This is a genomic window from Actinomadura decatromicini, assembly GCF_008121305.1.
Taxonomy (GTDB): Bacteria; Actinomycetota; Actinomycetes; order Streptosporangiales; family Streptosporangiaceae; genus Spirillospora; species Spirillospora syzygii.
On the sequence record NZ_VSRQ01000003.1, the window covers coordinates 218,848 to 241,372 of the forward strand.

At 70.1% G+C, this 22,525-nt stretch carries 21 protein-coding genes; 9 read left to right on the top strand and 12 right to left on the bottom strand.

Annotation, left to right across the window (positions count from 1 at the left end; translation table 11 throughout):
• Window positions 1–153: 153 nt before the first annotated feature.
• From FXF68_RS14810 to FXF68_RS14830, 5 genes are all read right to left on the bottom strand, one after another.
• Window positions 154–378, bottom strand: a complete 225-nt coding sequence (locus FXF68_RS14810) for a hypothetical protein (protein ID WP_148759575.1) — start codon at window positions 376–378, stop codon at window positions 154–156.
• A 6-nt stretch (window positions 379–384) separates the two neighbouring features.
• Entirely contained in the window at window positions 385–663 is a 279-nt protein-coding gene (locus tag FXF68_RS14815; protein ID WP_067891475.1) for a WhiB family transcriptional regulator, read from the bottom strand.
• A 119-nt stretch (window positions 664–782) separates the two neighbouring features.
• Window positions 783–1,160: a hypothetical protein gene (locus tag FXF68_RS14820; protein WP_148759576.1), complete on the bottom strand. Its 378-nt coding sequence runs from the start codon at window positions 1,158–1,160 to the stop codon at window positions 783–785.
• 336 nt (window positions 1,161–1,496) lie between these two features.
• Window positions 1,497–2,372, bottom strand: coding sequence for an acyl-CoA thioesterase II (gene tesB / locus FXF68_RS14825; RefSeq protein WP_148759577.1), 876 nt, complete (start codon window positions 2,370–2,372; stop codon window positions 1,497–1,499).
• Window positions 2,373–2,440: 68 nt separating this feature from the next.
• A complete protein-coding gene (locus FXF68_RS14830) occupies window positions 2,441–4,507 on the bottom strand; it encodes an ATP-dependent DNA helicase UvrD2 (protein WP_148759578.1) in 2,067 nt (688 codons plus the stop codon).
• Between the two features lie 192 nt (window positions 4,508–4,699).
• Between FXF68_RS14830 and FXF68_RS14835 the strand changes: the two genes are divergently transcribed.
• Entirely contained in the window at window positions 4,700–4,981 is a 282-nt protein-coding gene (locus tag FXF68_RS14835; RefSeq protein WP_148351374.1) for a mycoredoxin, read from the top strand.
• 64 nt (window positions 4,982–5,045) lie between these two features.
• Here FXF68_RS14835 and nudC read toward each other — a convergent pair whose 3' ends face one another.
• Entirely contained in the window at window positions 5,046–5,960 is a 915-nt protein-coding gene (gene nudC, locus FXF68_RS14840; protein ID WP_148759579.1) for an NAD(+) diphosphatase, read from the bottom strand.
• 50 nt (window positions 5,961–6,010) lie between these two features.
• Window positions 6,011–7,396, bottom strand: coding sequence for a dipeptidase (locus FXF68_RS14845; RefSeq protein WP_246178697.1), 1,386 nt, complete (start codon window positions 7,394–7,396; stop codon window positions 6,011–6,013).
• Between the two features lie 159 nt (window positions 7,397–7,555).
• Between FXF68_RS14845 and FXF68_RS14850 the strand changes: the two genes are divergently transcribed.
• Complete coding sequence (locus FXF68_RS14850) at window positions 7,556–7,831, top strand: DUF4031 domain-containing protein (protein ID WP_148759581.1); 276 nt, start codon at window positions 7,556–7,558, stop codon at window positions 7,829–7,831.
• 7 nt (window positions 7,832–7,838) lie between these two features.
• Here the strand turns inward: FXF68_RS14850 and FXF68_RS14855 are convergent, their stop codons facing one another.
• Window positions 7,839–8,447, bottom strand: a complete 609-nt coding sequence (locus tag FXF68_RS14855; protein WP_148759582.1) for an HD domain-containing protein — start codon at window positions 8,445–8,447, stop codon at window positions 7,839–7,841.
• A gap of 160 nt (window positions 8,448–8,607) precedes the next feature.
• Here FXF68_RS14855 and FXF68_RS14860 point away from each other — a divergent pair, with 160 nt between their 5' ends.
• From FXF68_RS14860 to FXF68_RS14885, 6 genes are all read left to right on the top strand, one after another.
• A complete protein-coding gene (locus FXF68_RS14860; protein ID WP_246178698.1) occupies window positions 8,608–9,753 on the top strand; it encodes an ATP-grasp domain-containing protein in 1,146 nt (381 codons plus the stop codon).
• Complete coding sequence (locus FXF68_RS14865; RefSeq protein ID WP_246178699.1) at window positions 9,750–11,333, top strand: IucA/IucC family protein; 1,584 nt, start codon at window positions 9,750–9,752, stop codon at window positions 11,331–11,333. Before FXF68_RS14860 ends, FXF68_RS14865 begins: the two co-directional genes overlap by 4 nt.
• Complete coding sequence (locus FXF68_RS14870; protein WP_148759584.1) at window positions 11,324–12,934, top strand: IucA/IucC family protein; 1,611 nt, start codon at window positions 11,324–11,326, stop codon at window positions 12,932–12,934. Before FXF68_RS14865 ends, FXF68_RS14870 begins: the two co-directional genes overlap by 10 nt.
• Window positions 12,931–14,007, top strand: a complete 1,077-nt coding sequence (locus FXF68_RS14875) for a type III PLP-dependent enzyme (protein ID WP_148759585.1) — start codon at window positions 12,931–12,933, stop codon at window positions 14,005–14,007. Before FXF68_RS14870 ends, FXF68_RS14875 begins: the two co-directional genes overlap by 4 nt.
• An 80-nt stretch (window positions 14,008–14,087) precedes the next feature.
• Window positions 14,088–14,417 carry an ArsR/SmtB family transcription factor gene (locus FXF68_RS14880; RefSeq protein WP_148759586.1) on the top strand — a complete coding sequence of 110 codons (330 nt, stop codon included), beginning with the start codon at window positions 14,088–14,090 and terminating at the stop codon, window positions 14,415–14,417.
• A 79-nt stretch (window positions 14,418–14,496) separates the two neighbouring features.
• Window positions 14,497–15,384, top strand: coding sequence for a TIGR03620 family F420-dependent LLM class oxidoreductase (locus FXF68_RS14885; RefSeq protein WP_222869949.1), 888 nt, complete (start codon window positions 14,497–14,499; stop codon window positions 15,382–15,384).
• A gap of 32 nt (window positions 15,385–15,416) precedes the next feature.
• Here the strand turns inward: FXF68_RS14885 and FXF68_RS14890 are convergent, their stop codons facing one another.
• Window positions 15,417–15,986, bottom strand: coding sequence for a maleylpyruvate isomerase N-terminal domain-containing protein (locus tag FXF68_RS14890; RefSeq protein WP_246178700.1), 570 nt, complete (start codon window positions 15,984–15,986; stop codon window positions 15,417–15,419).
• 273 nt (window positions 15,987–16,259) lie between these two features.
• Here FXF68_RS14890 and FXF68_RS14895 point away from each other — a divergent pair, with 273 nt between their 5' ends.
• Entirely contained in the window at window positions 16,260–17,825 is a 1,566-nt protein-coding gene (locus FXF68_RS14895) for an AMP-binding protein (RefSeq protein WP_246178701.1), read from the top strand.
• A gap of 15 nt (window positions 17,826–17,840) precedes the next feature.
• Here the strand turns inward: FXF68_RS14895 and FXF68_RS14900 are convergent, their stop codons facing one another.
• The 3 genes from FXF68_RS14900 to FXF68_RS14910 form a co-directional block, all read right to left on the bottom strand.
• Entirely contained in the window at window positions 17,841–18,146 is a 306-nt protein-coding gene (locus tag FXF68_RS14900) for a hypothetical protein (protein ID WP_148759589.1), read from the bottom strand.
• A gap of 99 nt (window positions 18,147–18,245) precedes the next feature.
• The gene (locus tag FXF68_RS14905; RefSeq protein ID WP_148759590.1) at window positions 18,246–19,025 is read right to left on the bottom strand and encodes a class I SAM-dependent methyltransferase; all 780 of its coding nucleotides are present in this window, start codon (window positions 19,023–19,025) and stop codon (window positions 18,246–18,248) included.
• Between the two features lie 92 nt (window positions 19,026–19,117).
• Window positions 19,118–22,498 carry an ATP-dependent helicase gene (locus FXF68_RS14910; protein WP_148759591.1) on the bottom strand — a complete coding sequence of 1,127 codons (3,381 nt, stop codon included), beginning with the start codon at window positions 22,496–22,498 and terminating at the stop codon, window positions 19,118–19,120.
• Between the last annotated feature and the right edge of the window lie 27 nt (window positions 22,499–22,525).

Below are 22,525 nucleotides of genomic sequence, written 5' to 3' on the forward strand. Positions count from 1 at the left end.
CTCGCGCGTCCGGCGAGTGGGCCGCCGGTCGCGCTCCATCCGCCCGCGGGGAGGCGCTCCCGTCCGCCAAACCATCCAAGAAGGGCGGAGGTGAGTGGGGGCCTGCGACCCGGCGGGCATTCTCGTCAGTACTGGTCAGCTCATCGGTGGTGGTCAGTTCTCCCAGTGCTGGTGCCGGGTCTCCGGCACCTGCGCGTACGTGTCGCCGACCGGGGTCGGCGCGAGCAGCACGCGGCGCACGCGGGACGCCCGCGTCCGCGCGTCGCGGCGCGCCCGCCGCAGCGCGCGGACGCGGACGGCCAGTTCGTCCGGCCGGAGGCGCGGCGCCGCGGTGGGCGCCGCGCCCTCGGCATCGGGCCGGTGGAGCGTGCTGGGCATGTCGCCTCACACGGTCAGCTCGTCGGGCCGCGGGTGCTTGCGCGGGCGGCCGCGCGGCCGCTTGCGCGGCACGATCACACCGCGGACGAACAGCTCGCCGCCCCAGACGCCCCAGGGCTCCTTGCGCTCAAGCGCACCGGCGAGACACTCGCGGCGGAGCGGGCACTCCTGGCACAGGGCCTTCGCGAGCTCGACGTCGGCGGGAGACTCGGCGAAGAACAGCTCCGGGTCGGTCCGGCACGGAAGAGTGAGGTCCTCCTCGCTTACTGCGAGAGCCCCCTGCATCACAGTCACCCTTGTTCCTCTCGTTGGATCTCAACGGGCGTTTCGGTGGGTTGTCTGGGCAAATAAGAAGGCCGCGGATCCGGTGTCTGGATCCGCGGCCTGGGGGCTTTCCGGTTGTTCTAAACCGGTGGCCTCCAGGGGTACGGACCCGACACGTCACCCGTGACGGTGACGCCCACGTGGGCCGTGGCCGGAGCCTGGACGGACATGTCGCCGAGAAGGTGTTCGGAGACACTCCGCCCCTGGCCGTCCTGGAATCGCTGGTCGACGCGCAGAACACACGAATTGGCGCCGCGGACCTTCATGCCGCGCGGCTCCATGCCACGCAGTTTCAGGTCGCTCGGCTTCAGGCCGCGCAGGGTGCGCTGGTCGCGCAGAGTGCGCTGCTCGCGCGCTCGCGGGTCGACGGCGTCCGAATAGGCGACTGGGATGCCGGGAATCGAGGCGCCAGGCCATGCGGTCCAGGACGACGCGGATTTCATCAACGTGTTGCTCACCGGACTGCACACCACCTTCCTGGCTCCTCGGGCCGCACCGGGGGACGCTGGGTCCTCTCCGACGGGCCTGTTCATTGCTCGCGTTAGAGCGTACGGGGCTTCCGCCAAATCAATCAAGGTATTTTTGACCTGCGGTTCTGTGGGTCGCTTCACCCTTTTCCCGCAGAACCCCGGGAGCCCGGACGCCCCGCCGGGCGCCGGAGCCCGCACGGGACCCCATACCAAACGATCATCCTACACGTCAGCACCCACCCCCGTCAGCACTCCTGACCAGACTCCCGGGCCAGAGCGCGCCCGGTCAGAGCGCGCTGACCCGAGCGTGTCGCCAGACTGCCCCTAGCCGGAGTTGGCCTGGTTGGAGACGCGGATCAGGCCCTCCTGCATCACCGAGACGACCAGCTCCCCTTCGCGGGTGAACACCTGGCCGCGGGCGAGGCCGCGCGCGCCGCCGGCGAACGGGGAGTCCTGGTAGTAGAGCAGCCAGTCGTCGGCGCGGAACGGGCGGTGGAACCACATGGCGTGGTCGAGGCTGGCGCCCATCGTCCGCTTGTCGCCCCAGGCGAGGCCGTGGTTCAGCAGGACGGTGTCGAGCAGCGTCATGTCGGAGGCGTAGGTCATCAGGCACACGTGCAGGAGCGGGTCGTCCGGAAGGTCGCCGTCGACCTTCAGCCAGACCTTCGACTCGGGGCTGATCAGCGCCGGGTCCTTCGCGGCCTCCCAGGTCAGCGGGGTCGCGTGCCGGATGTCGAAGGGCCGCCGCGCGATGAACTCGCGGGCGCCGACCTCCCCGAACTGCGGCGTCAGCCGGGTCAGGCCGTCCGGGAGCGTCTCGGGGGCGGGGGCGTCCGGCATCGCCGCCTGGTGGGTCGGGCCGTCCTCGGCGATCTGGAACGACGCCGACAGCGTGAAGATCGCCTTGCCGTGCTGGACGGCGGTGACCCGCCGCGTCGTGAAGGAGCGCCCGTCCCGGACCCGGTCGACGGTGTAGACGATCGGGACGAGCGGGTCGCCCGGCCGGATGAAGTAGGCGTGCAGCGAGTGCACGGGCCGGTTGACCGGGACGGTCCGCCCGGCGGCGACCAGCGCCTGCCCGGCGACCTGCCCGCCGAAGACGCGCTGCCGCCGCTCATCGGACGTCCGGCCGCGGAAGATGTCGTTCTCGATCTGTTCGAGGTCGAGTAGATCGAGCAGCGCCTTCAGGGAGTCCTTCACACCGGCCAGTCTTCCGCATCACCCCCCATGATCAGGATCACGCCCCGCGTGGCCTCCATCTCTTTGGCTCAGGGGCCGCAGAGGCCGAGGAGCGCTTCGCCGTAGCGGTCGAGTTTCACCTTGCCGACGCCGGGGATCCGGGCGAGGTCTTCGAGGGAGCCGGGGTCGTGTTCGGCGATCGCCTGGAGGGTGGCGTCCGTGAAGACGACGTAGGCGGGGACCTTCTGCTCGGCCGACACCTGGGCGCGCCATTCCTTGAGGGCGATCAGCAGCTCCTCGTTCAGCTCGGACGGGCAGTCTTCGCAGCGGCCGAGCTTGCGTTCGACGGCGGCGGTCAGCGGGCGGCCGCACACGCGGCACGGCTGCGGGCCCCTGGCCGGACGGCGTTTCGTCCGGTCGGCGCGGACCGGGGTGTGGGTGGTGGTCTTGCCGGTCAGGCCGTCCAGGAATCGGGACGGGCGGCGCCGCCGCGCCCCGCCGGGCGACCGGGACAGCGCCCACGACAGCGACAGGTGGACGCGCGCCCGCGTGACCCCCACGTACAGCAGCCGCCGCTCCTCCTCGACCTGCTCGGGCGTCTCGGCGTAGACGATCGGCAGGGTGCCCTCGACGAGCCCGACGAGGAACACCGCGTCCCATTCCAGGCCCTTGGCGGCGTGCAGCGACGCGAGCGTGACGCCCTCCAGCGGCGGCGCGTGCTGCGCGGCGGCGCGCTCCTCCAGCTCGGCGACGAAGTCGGGCAGGGCGGCCTTGGGGTTGTCGGCGGCCATGTCCTCGGCGAGCTGGGCCAGCGCGGCGAGCGACTCCCAGCGCGCGCGGGCCGCGCCCGCGCCCTCGGGCGCGCGGTCGGAGAACCCGGCCCCGGACAGCACGTGCCGGACGGTGTGGATCAGCCCCGTCCCGTCGGTCTCGGCGTCGGCGCCGACCCGGGTCGCGGCGCGCAGCATGATCACGGCCTGCTTGACCTCGGGCCGCTCGAAGAACCGCTCCGCGCCGCGCAGCACGTACGGGACGCCCGCCGCCGCCAGCGCCGACTCGTACGCCTCCGACTGCGCGTTGACCCGGTAGAGGATCGCGATCTCGCGCGCCGGGACGCCCTCGTCGATCAGCTTGCGGGCCCGGCGGGCGGCGTCGTCGGCCTCGGCGATCTCGTCGTCGTACTCGTTGAACACCGGCTCGGGGCCCGCCTCGCGCTGCGCGATCAGCTCCAGCCCGTGCCGCGCGCCGCGGGCCTGCCCGATCACCCCGTTCGCGAGCCGGACGACCTGCGGCGTCGACCGGTAGTCGCGGACGAGCCTGACGACCTTCGCGGCCGGATGCTCGCGGGTGAAGTCGAGCAGGTGGGACGGCGACGCGCCGGTGAAGGAGTAGATCGTCTGGTTGGGGTCGCCGACGACGCACAGGTCGTCGCGGTCGCCGAGCCAGGTGTCGAGCAGGAGCTTCTGCAGGGGGTTGACGTCCTGGAACTCGTCGACGACGAAGTACCGGTACTGCTCGCGGACCTGGTTCGCGACCTCCCGGTGCTCGGTGAGGACGGCCGCGGTCAGCTCCAGCATGCCCTCGAAGTCGAGCAGGTTGCGCTCGCGCCTGAGCTGCTCGTACATGGCGTAGAGGCGCGCGACGTCGACGACGTCGGTGGACGGTTTGCGCCCGGCCTTGACGACGGCGGCGGGGTAGTCCTCGGGGCGGTGCTGGGTGACCTTCGCCCATTCGATCTCGCTCGCGACGTCGCGCAGCTCCGACCGGCCGAGCGACAGCCGGCACGCCTTGGCCGCGTCCGCCACCACCGCGATCTTCGACTCGATGATCTTGGGCGGTTCGCCGCCGACGACCCGCGGCCAGAAGTAGCTGAGCTGGCGCAGCGCCGCCGCGTGGAAGGTGCGCGCCTGCACGCCGGGCGCACCGAGCTGGCGGAGCCTGCTGCGCAGCTCACCCGCCGCGCGTGTGGTGAACGTCACGGCGAGCACCCGCTGCGGCGTGACGACGCCGGTCAGCGTCGCGTACGCGATGCGGTGCGTGATGGCCCTGGTCTTGCCCGTCCCGGCGCCGGCGAGCACGCACACCGGGCCCTGCACCGCCTCGGCGACCTCCCGCTGTTCGGGGTCGAGTCCCTCCAGCACCGCCTCAGTCGACATGCCCCCATACTCGCAGCCCGTCCCACCGGCATCACCCAACTCCGCCACCTGTGGATAACCGCCGCCCCCGGGCTACCGGAGGAATGCGGGCGACCTGTCTACTGTTCTCGGGAAGGCCGATCGTAGTGACGAGTCGCAGTGACGAGCCGATCGTGGTCACGAGCACAGACGAGCGAGGGAGACGACGCAGCGATGGCGACGCCGACGACCGACCGGACCGAGGGTCAGGCCGGCCAGCTCACCATGTACACGACGACCTGGTGCGGGTTCTGCCGGCGGCTCAAGCGCCAGCTCGCCCGGGACGGCATCGAGATGGTGGAGGTCGACATCGAGCGCGACCCCGACGCCGCCGAGTTCGTCATGAGCGTCAACGGCGGAAACCAGACCGTCCCCACCGTCGTGTTCCCCGACGGCACGGCCGTGACCAACCCGAGCGCCAAGGCGGTCAAGGCGAAGCTCGCCTCCCTGGCCTGAGCGAGGCCCTGCCTGAGCAAGGCCCTGTGCGGGCACGCCCCTGCCTGCCCCTGCCTGACCGGACCTAGAAGGCGGGCATGTTGGGCAGTTCGCCGCCGTACCAGCGCATGATGAGCTGGGCGGCGATGGACAGCGGGCCCGGTGCCACAACCTCGCCCGCGTCGATGGCGGCGCGGAGTTCCTCGCGGGTGTACCAGGCGGCGTCGAGGATCTCCTCCGGGTCGGGGCGGAGCGGGACGTCGCCGTCCGTCCGCGCGGTGAAGCCGAGCATGAGGCTCCGCGGCAGCGGCCACGGCTGGCTGCCCAGGTAGCGGACGTCCCGGACGGGCAGCCCGACCTCCTCCTCCACCTCCCGCGCGACCGCCTGTTCGAGGGACTCGCCGGGCTCGACGAACCCGGCGAGGATCGAGCGGCGGTCGGCGGGCCACTGCGGGCCGCGGGCGAGCAGGATCCGGTCGGACTCGTCCGTCACCAGCATGATCACGGCCGGGTCGACGCGCGGGAAGTGCTGCGATCCGTCGTCGGGGCAGACCCGGACGTGCCCGCCGGACTCCACCCGCGTCTGCGCGCCGCAGCGCGGGCAGTACCGGTTGTCGCGGTGCCAGTGCTCCAGCGCGACGACGTGCGTGAGCAGGCCCGAGTCGCGGTCGCCGAGGAGCGCGCCGACGCGGCGCAGCCCGGCGGGCTGCGCGCCCTCGATGGCGGGGAGCGGGCCGGACGTGCCGAAGTAGGCGGTCCCGTCGTCGTCCACGCCGAGGAGCCACCGGTCGCCGTCCGGCGCCTGCCCCGGCGGGACGAACACGAGCGCCGGACTGGGCTCGAACGTGGCGAGCGCCCTGCCGTCCTGGACGACGACGACCCGCGTCCCAGGGTCGTCCCAGGCGGCGTCCAGCCACGCGTTGTCGCGGCGTTTCAGCGCCACCCGGTCGAGCGTGCCGCGCGCGAGCGCGAGCCATTCCAGCGGCCTGTCCGTCACCATGAACTCCTCCCCCGGGGCCCTTACCGCACGGCCCTCTCCTGCAGCACTTTCTAGCGCAGGGCGACGGCGAGTTCTTCCCAGAGATAGGCGGCGGCCTCCGCTCCCTTGAGGAGGAGCGGGATCTCGACCTTCTCGTTGGTGGCGTGGATGCGGTCGCCGTTCAGCCCGACCGCGACGAAGACGAGCGGCGCCTCCAGGACGTCGGCGAGGTCGGCCTCCGGTCCGCTGCCGCCTTCGCGGGTGAACAGGACCTCGGTGCCGAAGGCGCGTTCCATCGCCCGCCGCGCGGCCTTGACGCTGGGAGAGTCGATCGGCGAGAAGCACGGACGAACACCGCCGGGCTGCAGGCGCACCTCTGCCTCGACCCCCTGCGGGGTGTGTTCCTCGACCCATGCCTCGAACGCCTGCTGGACTTTGCGTGGGTCCTGCCCCGCGACGAGCCGGAACGACACTTTGGCGTGCGCCTCATGGGGGACGATGGTCTTTCCGCCGGGCCCAGTGTGCCCGCCCCACATGCCGTTGATCTCGGCGGTGGGCCGCGCCCAGATGCGTTCCAGGGTGGTGTAGCCCTTTTCGCCGTGGGCGGCGCGGCTGTCACCGGCGCTCTGGAGCCACTCGTCCTCGTCGAACGGGAGGCGGGCGAACAGTTCGCGTTCCTCGTCCGTCAGCGGGACGACGTCGTCGTAGAAGCCGGGAAGGGTGACCCGTCCGTCCGGGTCGTGCAGCGCGGACATCAGCGCCGCCATCGCCTGGAGCGGGTTCGGCACGGCCCCGCCGAACGACCCGGAATGGAGGTCGCGTGAAGGCCCACGCAGCGTGACCTCCGCTTCGGTGAGGCCGCGCATGCCCGTGCACATGGACGGGACGTCCGCCGACCACATCGTCGTGTCGCTGATGACGACGGCGTCGCAGGCGAGACGGTCGCGGTGCGCGTGCAGGAGGTCGGCGAAGTTCACCGACCCCGACTCCTCCTCGCCCTCGACCAGCAGCTTGATCGTGACGGGCGGGGCCGCCCGCCCGGACGCGGCGAGCCCGGCGCGCAGGCCCAGCGTGTGGAAGAAGACCTGCCCCTTGTCGTCGGACGCGCCCCGGCCGATGAGGCGGTCGCCCTTCTCGACGGGCTTGAACGGGTCGGTGTCCCACTCCTCCAGCGGTTCGACGGGCTGGACGTCGTGGTGCCCGTAAACGACGACCGCTGGGGCGTCAGGGTCCTCGGCGGGCCATTCGGCGTAGACGGCCGGGTGCCCCGGGGTCTCCCAGACCTCGACGGTCGGGAAGCCCTGCTCGCGCAGGTGCCCGGCGAGCCACTCCGCCGACCGCCGCACGTCGCCGGCGTAGGCGGGGTCCCCGGAGATGGACGGGATCGCCAGCCACTCCCTGAGGTCGGCGACGAACCGGTCCCTGCGGGCCTGGATGTAGGCCACTACCTCGTTCACCTGCATGCCCCTTCGCATGTCGTACTGTCGGGCCGGGCCCCTTCACCTCGGGGCTCCCGAACTCGTCGCGCCGTCTGGATCGCAGACGCGCGGAAACTCACAGTAAGGGATGCCGTTGCCGGATTCTCGGCCGCCGTCGACCGGTTCAGGGGAGCGGTTTTGATCCTCATCGACCCGCCGCTGTGGCCGGCGCGCGGCCGGGTGTGGTCGCACATGGTAAGCGACGTCTCGTACGAGGAGTTGCACGCGTTCGCCGCGGAACTCGGGATGCCGCCGCGGGCGTTCGAGCGTGACCACTACGACGTCCCGTCCGAACTTTACGAGGCCGCGCTCCGGCAGGGGGCGAAACCGGTGGGCTGCCGGGAATTGCTTCTGCGCTTGACGGCGGCGGGCCTGCGTCAGCGCAAGGTGTCCCGCCCCAGGGTCACGGGCTGAGTCGTGGTCAGGCGTTGAGGAGCATCAGTTCTGTTCGGATGTTGTGGCGCGCGTGTTCTTCGTAGCGTTCCCGGGCGATGGGCGTGTGGAAGAGCTTGGGGAGTGCCAGTAGGCCGTTGAGCACTTCGGCCCTTCCGGCTTTGAAGAACTCGTCGGGGACGAACGCGTACTCCTCGCGGACGGCGGCGGCGTAGGCGGCGTACCGGTCGGGGTCCGCTCCGAGGATGGCGAGGTCGGCGTCGCACAGGACTTGGCCGTCCGGGTCGTCGTCCTCTGGGGCGTGCGACGCGGTCAGCTCGACGAGCCGGACGACCTGCTCGACGTCCGGTCCGGGGAGGTCGGTGTCGGCGAGCATGCGTGCGGCGAGGCGGGCGCTGCGCTCCTCGTTGTCGGCGCGTTCCGGGTCGTACACGGCGTCGTGGAACCAGGCCGCGAGACGGACGTTGCCGGGATTCGCCGCGTGGGCCGCCAGCTCGTCCACGAGGTCGAGGACGGCGGTCAGGTGATCGCGCGTGTGGTAGCGGCGATGGGGTTCGCCGTAGCGCTGGTCCAGTTCCGCGCCGATGTGGCGGGTGTGGGGTCCCGCCAGCGCCACCCACCGTTCGACAAGGTCCATGACCCCATCCTGGCGGGCCGGGACACGCCATGTCGCCGTTCTTGCCCCCGCGTTCCCGCCCCGCCACTATGGTGACTGCGAGTTAGGCAAGCCTTACCTCACTGATCGCCTCGGCCGGGGCTCGCGCGCACGCTCGTCCCACGCACTGGAAAGGCCGCTTGTGGCCGCCTCGCTCTATCTCGTCGCCGGGAAGGCGACCGATTCCGTGACGCACGGGTTCCTGCCCGCCGCCGCCCGCCTGGGTCTGGACGTGACGTTGCTCACCGATCGTCCGTCCGTCCATTCCCGCTCGTACGACGGGCCGGTCGTGGAATGCGACGTCACCGACTTCCGGGAGATCGTCGCCGCCGTCGAGGACGAGCCCGCCGCCGTGTTCTCCAACAGCGACTTCCTCCAGGCGCCCACAGCACTGGCAGCCGCCTATTTCGGGCTCCCCGCCAAGGAGTGGCGCGCGGCGACGCGAGCGAAGAACAAGGCGCTCATGCGGCGGCACCTCGCCCTGGTGGACCCGGTCTTCTCGGCGGACGCCCGGCGCGTGCCCGAAGACGCTCCGTACCCACTTGTCGTGAAGCCTAGGGAGGGCGTCGCGAGTGAGGACGTGTTCCTCGTCCAGAACGCCCTGGAATTGTCCACGCGCGTTGAGGAGATTTCCGCGCGGCGGGACGATCCGCTAGTGGCCGAGGAGTATCTGCCAGGACGGCTCCACACGCTGGAGACGCTCGGTGACGGGCGGGATCTGCGCGTCCTGGGTTCGTTCCGTACGACCGTCTCGCCGCCGCCGTTCTTCGTGGAAGAACGCTTGGAATGGACGGAGCCGCCCCCAGAGACACCGCAAGTCCTGGCGCAGCTCGACGCGCTGGGCGTCGGGTTCGGGGCTTGTCACACGGAGTTCGTCGTCCACGAGGGGCGAGCCCGCATCATCGAGGTCAATTACCGGCTGATCGGTGACCACTGCGACTTCCTGTTGGCCGATCTGTTGGGCGTCCCGTTGTTCGAGCAGATTCTGCTGGTCCATCTGGGTGAGCCTCTGGCGGATTTCCAGCTTCCCCGGCGGCGGCACGCGATCGCCGAGCCGGTCATCGCCGAACGTTCCGGCACGCTCACGTCCGCCCCTGGACCACTGCACCTGGACGACGGACCCGTACGCCTTTCCTACCGCCCCCAACGCGCGGTGGGCGATTCCGTCGACGTCACCCGCACCAACCGCGACTACTTGGGGACGGTCAGAGCGATCGGGCCCGGCCCGGACGAGGTGAACGCCGCACTGGCACGCTTCCGCGCCGCCCACGACTGGACGATCGCGTGACCCTCCACGTGGACAGCGCGGAAGGTCGGCTCGCCGCCCGCGTCCTGGACGCGCTCTTACGGGAGAACTACGCGGGCCTACGCGACCGCCTCCGGAACGGGACGTTGGAACTGCCCGGACGGAGTGTGCGGCTGCTTGAGGCGCGTCCCGCGTTCCTGTCCGAACTCGTCGTGGACCCGGAGCAGAACCTGAGCCTGAGCGACGTCTTCGCCGCCGTCCGCGTGCTGGCGGACCCGCGCGACGACACGGCCGCGTTCGAGCGCGAATGCCGGGAGGCGCTCGCGACGATCAAGCTGCACGGCGACGCGCGTCCGGCGGTGCTGCGGCGGCTGGCACGGGTGCCGGACGGGCTGAGGAGGGGGCCGGGGGCGTTCTACGAGACGCTCGCGGCCTACGACGGGCACCCGGTGCATCCGGCGGGGCGGAGTCGCGCGGGGCTGTCCATGGCGGATCTGAGCCGTTACGCGCCGGAGTTCGCGCCCGCGTTCGCGCTGCGGTGGGCGGCGGTGCGGGGGCCGGAGCTCGCGGGGACGCTCCCCGACTGGTGGCCCGCCGCGTCCGACGTGGGGCTGACCTCGGCTGACGCGCTGTTCCCCGTCCACCCGCTCGCGGCCGGGCAGGTGCGCGGGCATCCGGCGGCCGTCCTCGCACCCGAGCCCTATTTGCAGGTCATGCCCACGCTGTCGATGCGGACGGTGGTGGCCGCGCCGCTCGCCCACCTGAAGATGCCGCTGCCGACCAGCACGCTGGGACGGCGCAACCGCCGCACGATCATGCCGGGGACGCTGCCGGACGGGGCGCTCGTCGAACGCGTCCTGCACCGGGTCCTCGCACGGGAACCCGCGCTTCCCATACTCCTCGCCGACGAACAGACCTACGGGCATGCGCAGGACCCGCTGCTCGCCTACCTCGTGCGGTATTTCCCACCCGAGACGGCGCGCGCGCACATCATCCCGGTAGCGGCATTGCTCGCCGAGTCTCCAGACAACGGTTACGTGATCGAACGCTGGGATGTGGAGTCGCTCTTCGGCGATTACCTGTCGGCCCTGTTCTCGTGGAACGTCACGCTGTTCCGATACGGGATCGCGCTAGAGGCGCACCAGCAGAACGTGGCGCTCGTCTTGGACGACGACACACCACCGCGGCTCCTCATCAAGGACAACGACGGCGCGCTCATCAACACGTCCCGACTCCGTGAGCGGCTCCCCCCATCGCCCGGCACCGATCCCCGCGACCTCATCGACCGGCGCATGACGACGACGGACGACGAGGCGCTCGCCAGGGTCTTCGTCACCATCACGCTGCACCTGTGCGCGGCGGCGCCCGCCCTGGGCCTCGCCGAGCGCGGACTGCTCCCCTGGCGCGACGGCCGCCGGATGATCCGCGAGCGCCTGGACGCCGCCCTCGGACCGGACCAGGCGTTCCTGCGCTCCCGCACGCTGGACGCCGGAACGCTGCCGGGCAAGGCGATGGTCACCGCCGGAACCCTCGTCGACAAGGCGCGGACCGGCGCGGCCGACATCAACAAGCACTACGGCCCGCCAGGCCCCAACTACCTACTGGACGAGACGTGCCGCTGACCCAACTCACCGAAGCCGCCCAAGCTGAGGACACCACCTCGACCGCACTGCTCAACTGCCTCGTCCGGGAGGTGTGCGCGCCAGAGCAGCAGGTGTGGCAGGACGGTGCGCGGCTGGTCGCCCGGCTGCCGCGAGCGGGCGTCCTGCTGCGGACCGGGCTGAGCCGTCCACCGTCCGGAGCGACCTACCGTCTCGTCCCACCGTTCGAGGAGCGGCGCGGGGACGAATGGATCCCGGCCCCCTGGGACAGGCTCGCGAACCTGGTCGCCGGTGAGCTGGAACTGGCGACGGGTCATCCGAACCCCGAATTCCTCCACCAGGTGCGCGACAGCCACAACGCCCTGGCGGCCATCCTCACCGCACGCGGTGAACACCACACAGGTTCGGCCTACATCGACTCTGAGCAGTCACTGGTGGCGGGCCACCGGTTTCATCCCTCTCCCAAGGCGCGTCAGGGATCGCCTGCCGACTGGCTGCCGTACGCGCCGGAGACTAGAGCGCGCTTTCGTCCGCGTTGGCTGGGCATTCAGGACCACCTCATCGCAGAGGAGGGCGACCCAGAGGCGTTCAGCAGGCTGGAAACGTACGGACCCGGCGCTCCCGCTGGGTATGGGCTGATTCCCGTCCACCCGTGGCAGTTCAAGCTCCTGACCGACAACGACATGTTGCGCAAAGCCTTGGCGGACGGGTCGCTCCTGGACCTTGGGCCGTCCGGTGTGGAGGCGGTGCCCACGTCGTCCGTCCGCACGGTGTATCTGCCGGACGCCGATGTGTTCTGCAAGTTCAGTCTGGACGTGCGCATCACCAACTGCGTCCGCAAGAACGCCTGGTACGAACTGGCCAGCGCCATGGCGCTCAACGAGTTGCTGCCGCCCTTGTTCGAGAAGCTGAATTCCACACTTCTCGCAGAGCCCGCCTACCGCACCATCGCGTTCGCCGACCGCCGCCTGTACGAGGGCTTGGGCGTGATCCTGCGACAGGGGGTCAGAGCCCTCCCCGGCACACCACTGCTGGCGGGCGCCTTGGCCGATCCCTACAGCACGTTCCTCTCCGACCTGCCCGCCCTATCGACACCCGAAGGCGCACAAGCCTGGTGGGACGCCTACGTCAGGCACGTGGCTCCGCCGGTACTCGGCGCCTACCTGGACCATGGCGTCGTCCTCGAACCGCACCTGCAGAACGTCCTCATCTGCGTCGACCACGACGGCATGCCCATTCGCGCCGCGTTCCGTGACCTGGAAGGCACGAAACTGACCACGGGCCGCTGGAACCTGGACCACGTGCCGCCCCGCGTCACCGAAAGCCTCACCTACGCACCCGCCCAGGGATGGAACCGCGTCGTCTACTGCCTGCTCGTCAACCACCTCACCGAAATAGCGGCGGCGGTCGCGGACCTGCACCCGTCCCTGCAAGACGAACTGTGGCCGACTGCGAGAAAGCACTTCGCCGCCTACGACGACCATCCGCAGATCAGGGCGCTGCTGGCCGGGGTGCCGCTGCCCGCCAAGGCGAACCTTCGCACCCGCTGGTCCCGGACGGCCGACCGTGGCGCGACCTACGTCCCCGTCCCCAACCCACTTGCCGCACCCAGGCCGCTATGAACGAACAAGCCGTCAACCTGGACCGGTACCCCGCCTACCTCTACGACCTGTCCGGCCTCGAAGCCCACATCAGGCAGATTCGCGCCGCCCTCGACAACACGGAACTTTTCTATGCGGCCAAGGCCAACCCGGACGCCGAGATCCTCCGTACGCTCGCGCCACACGTGGACGGCATCGAGGTCGCGTCCGGTGGCGAGCTGACCCACGTCCAAGAAACACTGCCCGATGCCCGCATCGCTTTCGGCGGCCCGGGCAAGACGGACGAGGAACTGTCCCAGGCCATCAAAGTCGACCGAATCCACATCGAAAGCCCGAGCGAACTGGCGCGCCTCGCCGCACTGGGCCCCGCCGACATCCTGCTCCGCGCGAACCTCCCCCTCAGCACCCCGAACGCCGCCCTCGCCATGAGCGGCCCCTTCGGCATGGACGAAGACGCCCTCACCACATGCGCCCGCCTACTGGCGGACAACCGGCACCTCACCCTCCGGGGTGTCCACGCGCACCTGGCCTCCGGCCTGGACGCACCCACCATGCTCGACCTGGCGCACCGGATAGCGGATTGGGCGCTCCCCTGGCTTGAGTCCCTTGGAGTGGACGATCCCGAGTTGAACGTGGGCGGCGGCATGGCCGTCGACTACACGTCCCCCCAAAGCCGCTTCGACTGGCCCCTGTACGGGACGGGCCTGACCCACATCTCCGCCACGATCCGGATAGAGCCCGGACGCGCGATGACCGCCTACCACGGCTGGTACGTCACCGACGTCCTGGACGTGAAGACGACCCGCGGCGAGACCTACGTGATCCTGCGCGGCGGCACCCATCACCTGAGAACACCCGTGACCAAGGGGCACGATCAGCCGTTCACGGTCCTCACCGCAAGCGGCCCGGAGAGCCCGGCCACGCTGGTGGGCCAGTTGTGCACACCCAAGGACGTCTTCGCCCGCAACGTGCCCGTCCCGCCCCTCTCCCGTGGCGACATCATCGCCTTCACCATGGCCGGGGCCTACGCCTGGAACATCTCCCACCACGATTTCCTGATGCACCCCAAGCCCGCGTTCCACTACATCCACTGAGCACGAGATCCACTGAGCACGAGCGTCCAACCCCATATCGACGTGATGCGAAACGTCGATGCCGACCTATACTCGCGTTCATGGCAGAAAGCGCCGGTTCAACCGACCTCGACCTGGTCACAGCGCTGCGCGCGCTGGCGAATCCGGTGCGTCTTCAACTGCTCTCCTGGCTACGCGACCCCGAGCGCCACTTCACCCAGGAGCACATCGCGGACCCGGTCGAAGTCGGGGTGTGCGTGAGCCATCTCCAGGCGAAGGCGGGTCTGGCCCAGTCGACCGTGTCGGCGTACATGGCCGAACTACAGCGGGCAGGGCTGGTCCGTGCGACGCGCGTGGGCAAGTGGACCCACTACAAGCGCGACGAGGAGCGCATCGCCCAACTCGTCGCCACCCTGGGCCGAACGCTCTAACACCCAAGCCCCTCGCGTCCGCCCCAACCTCGACCACTTTGACAGTCATATCGAGGATCTGCGATATTTCGATTCGTAGATGGGCGACGACACGCGAAGGGGCGATCCGATGGGCGCGTTCGAGGATCTCGGCACGTTCGGGCTCTACAGCTTCGAGTTCGAGCAGTTGCCCGCGGCGAGGATCCGGGAGTCGGTGCAGGAACTTGAGGAGCAAGGCTGGCGGTCGTTCTGGTTCCCTGAGGTGGGCGGACGCGAGGCGTTCTCGCTCGCGAGCCTCATCCTCTCGTCCACCGAACGGATACGGGCCGTCAACGCCATCGCGCAGATCTGGGCGCGGGACGCGCGTTCGGCACGCGGCGGCGGCGCCCTCCTCGCGGACGCCTATCCGGGACGGCACGTCCTCGGGTTGGGGTACGGCGGGCAGAGGCGACCTGGGGTCAAACCCTTGGCCGCCATGCGCGAGTACCTCGACGCGATGGACGCCCCAGACGCGCCGGGCGCCGAGACCCCGATTCGACGGGTCCTGGCCGCGTACGGGCCGAAGATGCTGGAGCTGTCCCGGGACCGGGCGGCGGGGGCGCACACCTACCACGTCACCGTCGCACACACGGTGCAGGCACGGGAGACCTTAGGGCCGGTCGCATTTCTCGGTGTGGAACACCCGGTGCTCTTCGAGTCAGACGCGACCGAAGCCCGCGCGATAGCTCGCGAGCACCTGCACCCCTACCTGAACACGCCGTTCAACGTCGAGAAGTTCCGCCGCCTGGGCTACACGGAAGACGAGATCACGCATGGCGCCGACCGCCTGGTCGACGACCTGGTCTTCTGGGGCGACCTGGACACCATCGTCAAGAAGCTCCGCGACCACGTCGACGCGGGCGCGGACCACGTCACCGTGCAGGTGATCGGGACGGCTCCAGGCGAATCCATGCCGCACTGGCGACGCCTCGCCGAGGCGCTTCTCTAGGGCGTATTTCAGACGTGGGTCGCTTGGGACGTTCAGCGTGGGGTGCCTTGCCAGCGCCAGGAGGTCAGACGCGGGCGTCCGGGGAGTTCCGCGCGTCCCGTGGCCCAGAGCAGGGTCTGCCACGGGTCGGTGTCGCGGGGAGCGTCCGGGAAAAGGCGGGTGAGGACGCGGGAGCACAGTTCGGCGGGCGGTTCCCACTTCAGCTTTAGGCCCTCCGCCACATCGTGCGTGTGGACGAAGGTCTCGACCATTCCCATCGCGGCGAACCCTTCGGGGTCCGACGCCCCGAACGCGTGATGGGCACGGACGTCGGGCGATGTAGCGCGCACAATGGCGACCAGCAGGCCGCCGCAGGCGTCCAGTACTTGGAGGAGTCCGGCCGGGCCCGCTTTCGGGTCGGCGTGGATGACGTTCGCCGGACCTCCGGGCCTGCGGCTCTCCCATACGAACGGCACTTCACCGTCCATGGGCGGGGTCCGCGGGCCCAACTGCGCGGCGTACGCGAAAAGGTCGTCGCTGAGGTGTTCCACGGTTTCCCAGCAGGTCCACTCAAGGGTCCCGGCTTTGGCGTCCCATGCCCGCTCGGACGGCGCTTGGCGCATGGTGGCAACGGCAAGACGGACGGACGTTTCGAGATCGTCCGCAGTGACGACATCGGCCGAGCGCTTCATGCCCCGACACTATCCAGCCTCTGACTCACCGCCGATCAGGCCGGACATCAGCGGTTCCGGCCGAGCTCCCCACAGTTCGAGCCGCCGCTGCCGATTCGACGGCCGCCTCATGCCCGACAATCCCCGATATCCGACCGCAGGGTCATAAGAAGAACACGGGGTACGCCCACACCCACCACCGCACCACCACCGGAGGAGAGAGTGTTGCGCCCCCTGGACCAGCTCCGCGACCTGACCGCCCTCGGGCTCCACGCAACCCGCGCGATCCGCGACGCAGGCGTAATGCACCCCGTCCGTCCGGACAGGGCCGCCCGCCTCTTCCTCGCCTACGCCCGCTACGGCCCGACCCCCGCCACGCTCGGCGCCATGTCCGCTCTACGCTTCCCCACCCGAACAGCACTGATCGACGAACAAGGCGCACTCACCTACGCGGAACTGGAACACCGGGCAGCAGCACTGGCCACCAAACTCCAACCCCTCACCACCCAGAAAATCGGAATCCTCTGCCGCAACCACCGGGGCTTCGTGGAGGCGGTCCTGGCCGCATCCCGCCTGGGCAATGACGTCGTCCTCCTCAACACGGACTTCGCTCCCACCCAACTAGGACAAGTAGCCGAACGCGAAAGGATCGGCCTCCTACTCCACGACGACGAGTTCACCCAAACCATCAAAGATTCCGGCTACAAGAACCAAACACTCCAACCGCAAACCACCGAAACACCGTCACCCCAACCAGTACACCCCACCAGAACCAGCAAGATAATCGTGATGACCTCCGGCACGACCGGGACACCGAAAGGCGCAAGCCACGACCTCTCCATAAGGTCCGTCCTTCCGGCCGCGCTGAGTCACCTGAACCGAGTCCCCGTCCGTTCGGGCGCGCCGATCGTGGTCGCTCCCCCGCTGTTCCACATCCTCGGCTTCGCCTACACCACGGTCGCGCTGGGCATGGGCCTGCCGCTGATCCTCAACAAGCGTTTCGACGCACACGAAACCTTGAAGAGCATCGAAAAGCATCATGCAGAAACGCTAGTAGCCGTCCCCGTAATGCTTCAGCGCATTCTGGACGAGAAGAAACCCCGCCCCGAAACCCTTCGCACAGTGGTGTGCGGCGGCGCGGCCCTCCACCCTCACCTGTCCACCGCCTTCATGGACCACTTCGGCGATGTCCTCGTCAATGTCTACGGCGCGACCGAGACGGGCTGGGCCACGATCGCCACTCCCACCGACCTGCGAGAAGCCCCCGGCACAGTAGGCAGACCGTCCTTCCGGCTGACCATCAAGATCCTGGACGAGAACAACCGGGAACTTCCACCGGGCGAGACCGGCGAGATCTACACCAGCGGCGGCCTACGCTTCGCGGGATACACAGGCGGCGGCGACAAGCACAGAAACCACCACGACAACCTGACCAGCACCGGCGACCTTGGCCATTTCGACGACCAAGGACGCCTTTTCATCGACGGCCGCGCCGACGACATGATCGTCTCCGGCGGGGAGAACGTGTTCCCGGGCGAAGTCGAAACCCTCCTGGACGCTCACCCCGACATCGCGGAAGTGTCCGTGACCGGTGTGGAGGACAACGATTTCGGCCACCGCCTGGCCGCCCACATAGTCCGGAAACCGGAGTCGAACCTCACCGCGGACGAGGTGAAAGCCCACGTCAGAGAGCATCTGGCAAGATACAAGGTCCCGAGGGACGTCCACTTCGTGGCCGAACTCCCCCGCACCAGCACGGGCAAGGTCAAATCCCGGGCCCTGAAAGGCTGACCCGCCCGGCCCGGATCAGGCGGCGCCGCGGTTCTTGGCGGCCATGCAGATGCGGGCGAGGTCGTTGAGGGCGTCGGCGCGGCGTTCGTCCAGCGACCGGCGGTCGCCGGGCCCGGCTTCGGCGAGCGTGTCGATCACCAGGGAGAACACCGGCCATTCGGCGGGGCCGATGACGCCCTGGAAGTCGACGCCGTCCTCAAGGTCGTCCACGTCGAGGTTGCGGGCGAAGGTGGCGAGGGCGGCCTCGGCGGCGACGACGCCGATGCGCATCGCCAGCGCGGCAGGCTCGCGGTCGAGGGAACGCACAGTGCTAGAACCCATGTTCGACACCCTAGAACACACGAACGACACTCGTCGAACATTTGGTCGAACTCGTTACCGGAAAGCAGCGCGCGCCCCGACCGCCCGGCCGACCACCCACTAATCGGCGATGGCCTGCTGGAACACGTAGGAGTGCGTGAAATGCAGGACGCCGTCCACCTCGCTGGGACGCATGCCCGTCGCCGGGCCGCCCGCCAGCTCGTCCCGCAGCTCCCGCCTGATCCCGTCCGCGACGTCCGAGGGCGTCTGGGAGAGCTCGAGCCAGGGGTCGAGCGGCCGCGCGTATTCGATCCGTTCGACTCGTTTGACCTGCGCCCCGGCCTCCGTGACCAGCTCCGCGATCCGCGCCTCGGTGAGCAGGGCGCCATGCGAGGGGTCGCGGAGCCGCTCGATCCGGTCGGGATCGCCCGCGACCCCGTCCGGCCGGACCAGGTCGGCGATGATCAGGGCGGCGCCGGGCCGGCTGACGCGAACCATCTCCCGGACGACGCTCTCCGGATCGGCGACCTGATGCAGGGAGAAGCGGGTGACGACGAGCGTGAACGACCGGTCGACGTAGGGCAGCGCGGTGGCGTCCCCCTGCGTGAACGTCACATTCGTAAGCCCCGCGTGGTCGGCGTCACGCTTGCCCTCGGCCAGCATCGCCGGAGTGAGGTCGAAGGCCGTCACGTGCCGGACGCGCCGCGCGATCGCGCGGGACACGAGCCCGGTCCCCGCCGCGACCTCCAGGACGACGTCCTCCAGGTCGAGTTCCGGTTCCATGAACCGGACGAGCCGGTCCAGGTGGCGGGTGAGCGCGGCGTTCAGCCGGGGATCGGCGAATCCGGGCGCCTGCTTGGAGAACTCCTGTACGACCTTCTCGTCATGCGTGACCGCCACGTCGCCTCCCTCGAACGGTTGCCCGGATCATCCCCGAAACCACGCACGGTGAACAGGGGTGAGTGAGACTCATCACCGGAAACCCGGAGGAATCAGGCGGCGGGCACGCCGTCCAGCAGAGCGGCGAGGCCGTCGGCGTCCAGGAGATCCGCGGGGCGGACGGTCACATTGGCCCCGACGTAGTGGAACGCGGCGCTGACCCGGCCCACCTCGACCCCGTTCAGTTCGGCCCAGGCGAGCCGGTAGGCGGCCAACTGGACGGCGGCGAAGCGGGCCTCGTCCCCGGCGGGCGGCGCCCCGGTCTTCCAGTCGACGATCTCGTACCCGTCGGCCGTCCGGAAGACGGCGTCCATGCGCCCGCGGATCAGCCGGTCGCCGATGACCGTCTCGAACGGCACCTCGATGTCGAGCGGCTCCCGCGACGCCCATTCCGACTCCTCGAACCGGGCCTGGAGATGGGCGAGTTGCGCGTCCTCGGCGGCGCCCTCGTCGGCGGCGCCGGGCAGTTCATCGGGATCGAGAAGCCGTTGCTGGCCCCATCTGCTCTCCAGCCAGGCGTGAAAAGCCGTGCCGCGCCGCGCGTACGGCGCGGGCGGGCGCGGCATCGGACGACGAATCTGCCGCGCCAGCCCCGCCGGATCGCGTGCGAGCGACACCAGCGACGACACCGAAAGATGGGCGGGCAATTGGACCTGCATGCCGTCACCGCCGCGTCCTCGGTCGCGTTCGGCGAGGAGGAGTTCGACGTCCCGGGCCCAGGCCGTCATCCGGGCGCGGTCGGTGACGGAGAGCCCGTCGATTCCGGCCCAGTGGCGCGTCCGCCCGGCCATTTCGTCCTCGACCATGCGGGCGGCCTCGACCACGGCCTCATACCGTTCCCGCGCCGCGATGTCGGACCATCCGCGGTCGCCCGGGGCGATGGGCCACTGAGCTTCGTCGGGGTCGTCCAGCAACGGGTTGGCGTCGCCTTCCTCGGGCGCGTCGGCCCATATCCCGACGACGCCTTCGCCCGTCATGCAGACGAACCGCACCTCTTCCAGGAATGGCGAGGGCCCGAGCGGACGTCCCGAGGCGCCCCACCAGTATCCGGTCGCGATGAGGAGGCTCGAAGCGCGCGTGACGGCGACATAGGCGAGCCGCCTTTCCTCCCGCAGATCGCGTTCGGAGCACGCCTCGTCGAACGCGGCGAGGTCGTCCTTCTCCAGGCCGGTCAGGGACGGCAGGTCGGCGCGGTCGCCGCGCAGCATGAACGGCAGGACGCGCGGGTTCGCCGTCCAGCGGGTGGCGTTCTGCGGCGGCGACGGGAATATCGAGCCCTTGGCGGGCGCGCCGTTCTTCTGCGGGACGGAAGACAGGCCGGGAACGACGACGACCGGCCATTCCAGCCCTTTGGACGCGTGCACGGTGAGGAGTTTGACGCTGTTGGTCTCGCCGACGCGGCCCGCCTCCAGCCCGAATTCCTCCGTCTCGGCGGCCTTGAGATAGGCGAGGAACGCGCCGAGCGTGGGGTCTTCGGCGTCCCCGGCGAACGTGGCGGCGGCGTCGATGAAGGCGTCGAGGTCGGCGCGGGCGGTGACGGGGTCGAGCCCGGACCGCGCGGCGACCTCGATGTCGAGCCCGAGGGCCCGTTCGACCTCGTTGACCAGGTCGGGCAGCGGCAACCCGACCTGGGCGCGCAGGCCGCGCAGTTCGTCGCGGAGCCGCCGGAGGCGGCCGTACCCTTCGGGCGAGTAGGCGTCCGGCGGCCCGAGGTCGTCGAGCGCGTCGACGAGGCTGCCGGTCTCCTGGTTCAGCTCGCTGACGAGCTGCCGGAGCGGATCGTCGGGCGCCTCGTCGACGACGCCTTCGGCGACGTCTTCAGCGACGTCGGGAGCCGGCTCCGGGGGGTCGGCGGATTCCGGTGGGGTGACGTCGCGGGCCGCGTCCTGGGCGAGGACGCGGGCGCGGCGTCCGAGGGCGACGAGGTCTCGCGGTCCGAGGCGCCAGCGCGGCCCGGTGAGGAGCCGGGCGAGCGACGCCCCCGCCGACGGGTCGTGCATGACGCGCAGGGTCGCGACGACGTCCTGCACTTCGGGGACGGTGAGCAGCCCGCCGAGCCCGACGACCTCGACCGGAATGCCGCGCCCTTCCAATGCCCGCCGGATGAGCGGGAACTGCGACCGTTTCCGAGCGAGCACGGCGATATCGGAATACGCGAGCTCCGATTCCGACCATCCGCCGTCGGGCGCGAGGCCGGGGCCGTCGGCCATGAGCCCGGCGATGCGCGCGGCGATCCGTTCGGCCTCGTCCTCGACGGTTTCGAACAACGCGCATTCGACGCGTCCGCGCTTTTCCCGGCCCGCGCCCGGGACGAGCCGGGGAACGGCCCGGGTCTCGGCGCGCAGTTCCTCCTGGATTTTGGCCGCCGCCTCCAGGATGTGCTCGCCGTTCCGGAACGACCGGCTGAGCTGGACGACCGGCGCGGGCGTCGGACGCCCGCCCCCCACCGCCGGCTGCGAGGGAAAGTCGTAGGCGAACCGCAGCAGATTCCCTGCGCTCGCGCCGCGCCACCCGTAAATGGACTGGCACGGGTCGCCCACGGCGGTCACCGCGTGCCCGCCCGCGAACAGCGATGTGAGCAGGACGAGCTGCGCCTGCGACGTGTCCTGGTATTCGTCCAGCAGGACGACCGAGAACCGCGAGCGCTCGATCATCCCGACCTCGGGGTGCTTGAAGGCGATCCGCGCCGCGAGGGCCATCTGGTCGCCGTGGTCGATGACCTCGCGGTCGGCCTTGGCGCGCCCGTACGCCTCGATGAGCGGCATGAGCTGCTCGCGGACGGCCTGTTTCGCGAGGATGTCGCGCTGCGGTTTCAGCGGTTTCTTGAGCGCGGCGAACCGCTCGTCCAGCCAGGAGCCGACCTTGCGGACGTCGTCGGCGGTCCGCAGATGTTCGGAGAGGTCTCCGGACAGTTCCATGACGGCCTTGGTGACGGTGTCGGGCTGCCATTCGATCTGGTCCATGGGCCCGTTGTAGGAGTCGACGACGCGCGAGCAGATCTGCCAGGCGACGGCCGGGGAGATGAGCCGCATCGTCGGTTCGAGCGCCTCGCGCAGCGCGTGGTCGCCGAAGAGCCGCGCCGCGTAGGAATGGTAGGTCGACACCATCGGCTCGCCGTCGAAGAGCGCCTCGCCGCCGAGCCGTTCCAGCTCGTCGCCGGGCAGCACCTCGCGGAGCCGGTCGAGCCGTTTGCGCACGCGGACGCCGAGCTCGGCGGCGGCCTTGCGGGTGAAGGTCAGCCCGAGGACGCGCTCGGGCCGGACGAACCCGTTCGCGACCAGCCACACCACCCGCGCGGCCATCGTCTCGCTCTTGCCCGACCCGGCCCCGGCGATGACCGCCATCGGGGCCATCGGCGCCTCGATCACCCGCGCCTGCTCGTCCGTCGGCTCCGGGATCTCCAGCAACCGGGCGAGCTCCTCCGGCGTGATCACCCAACCCCCGAGCCACTCGCCTGCTTA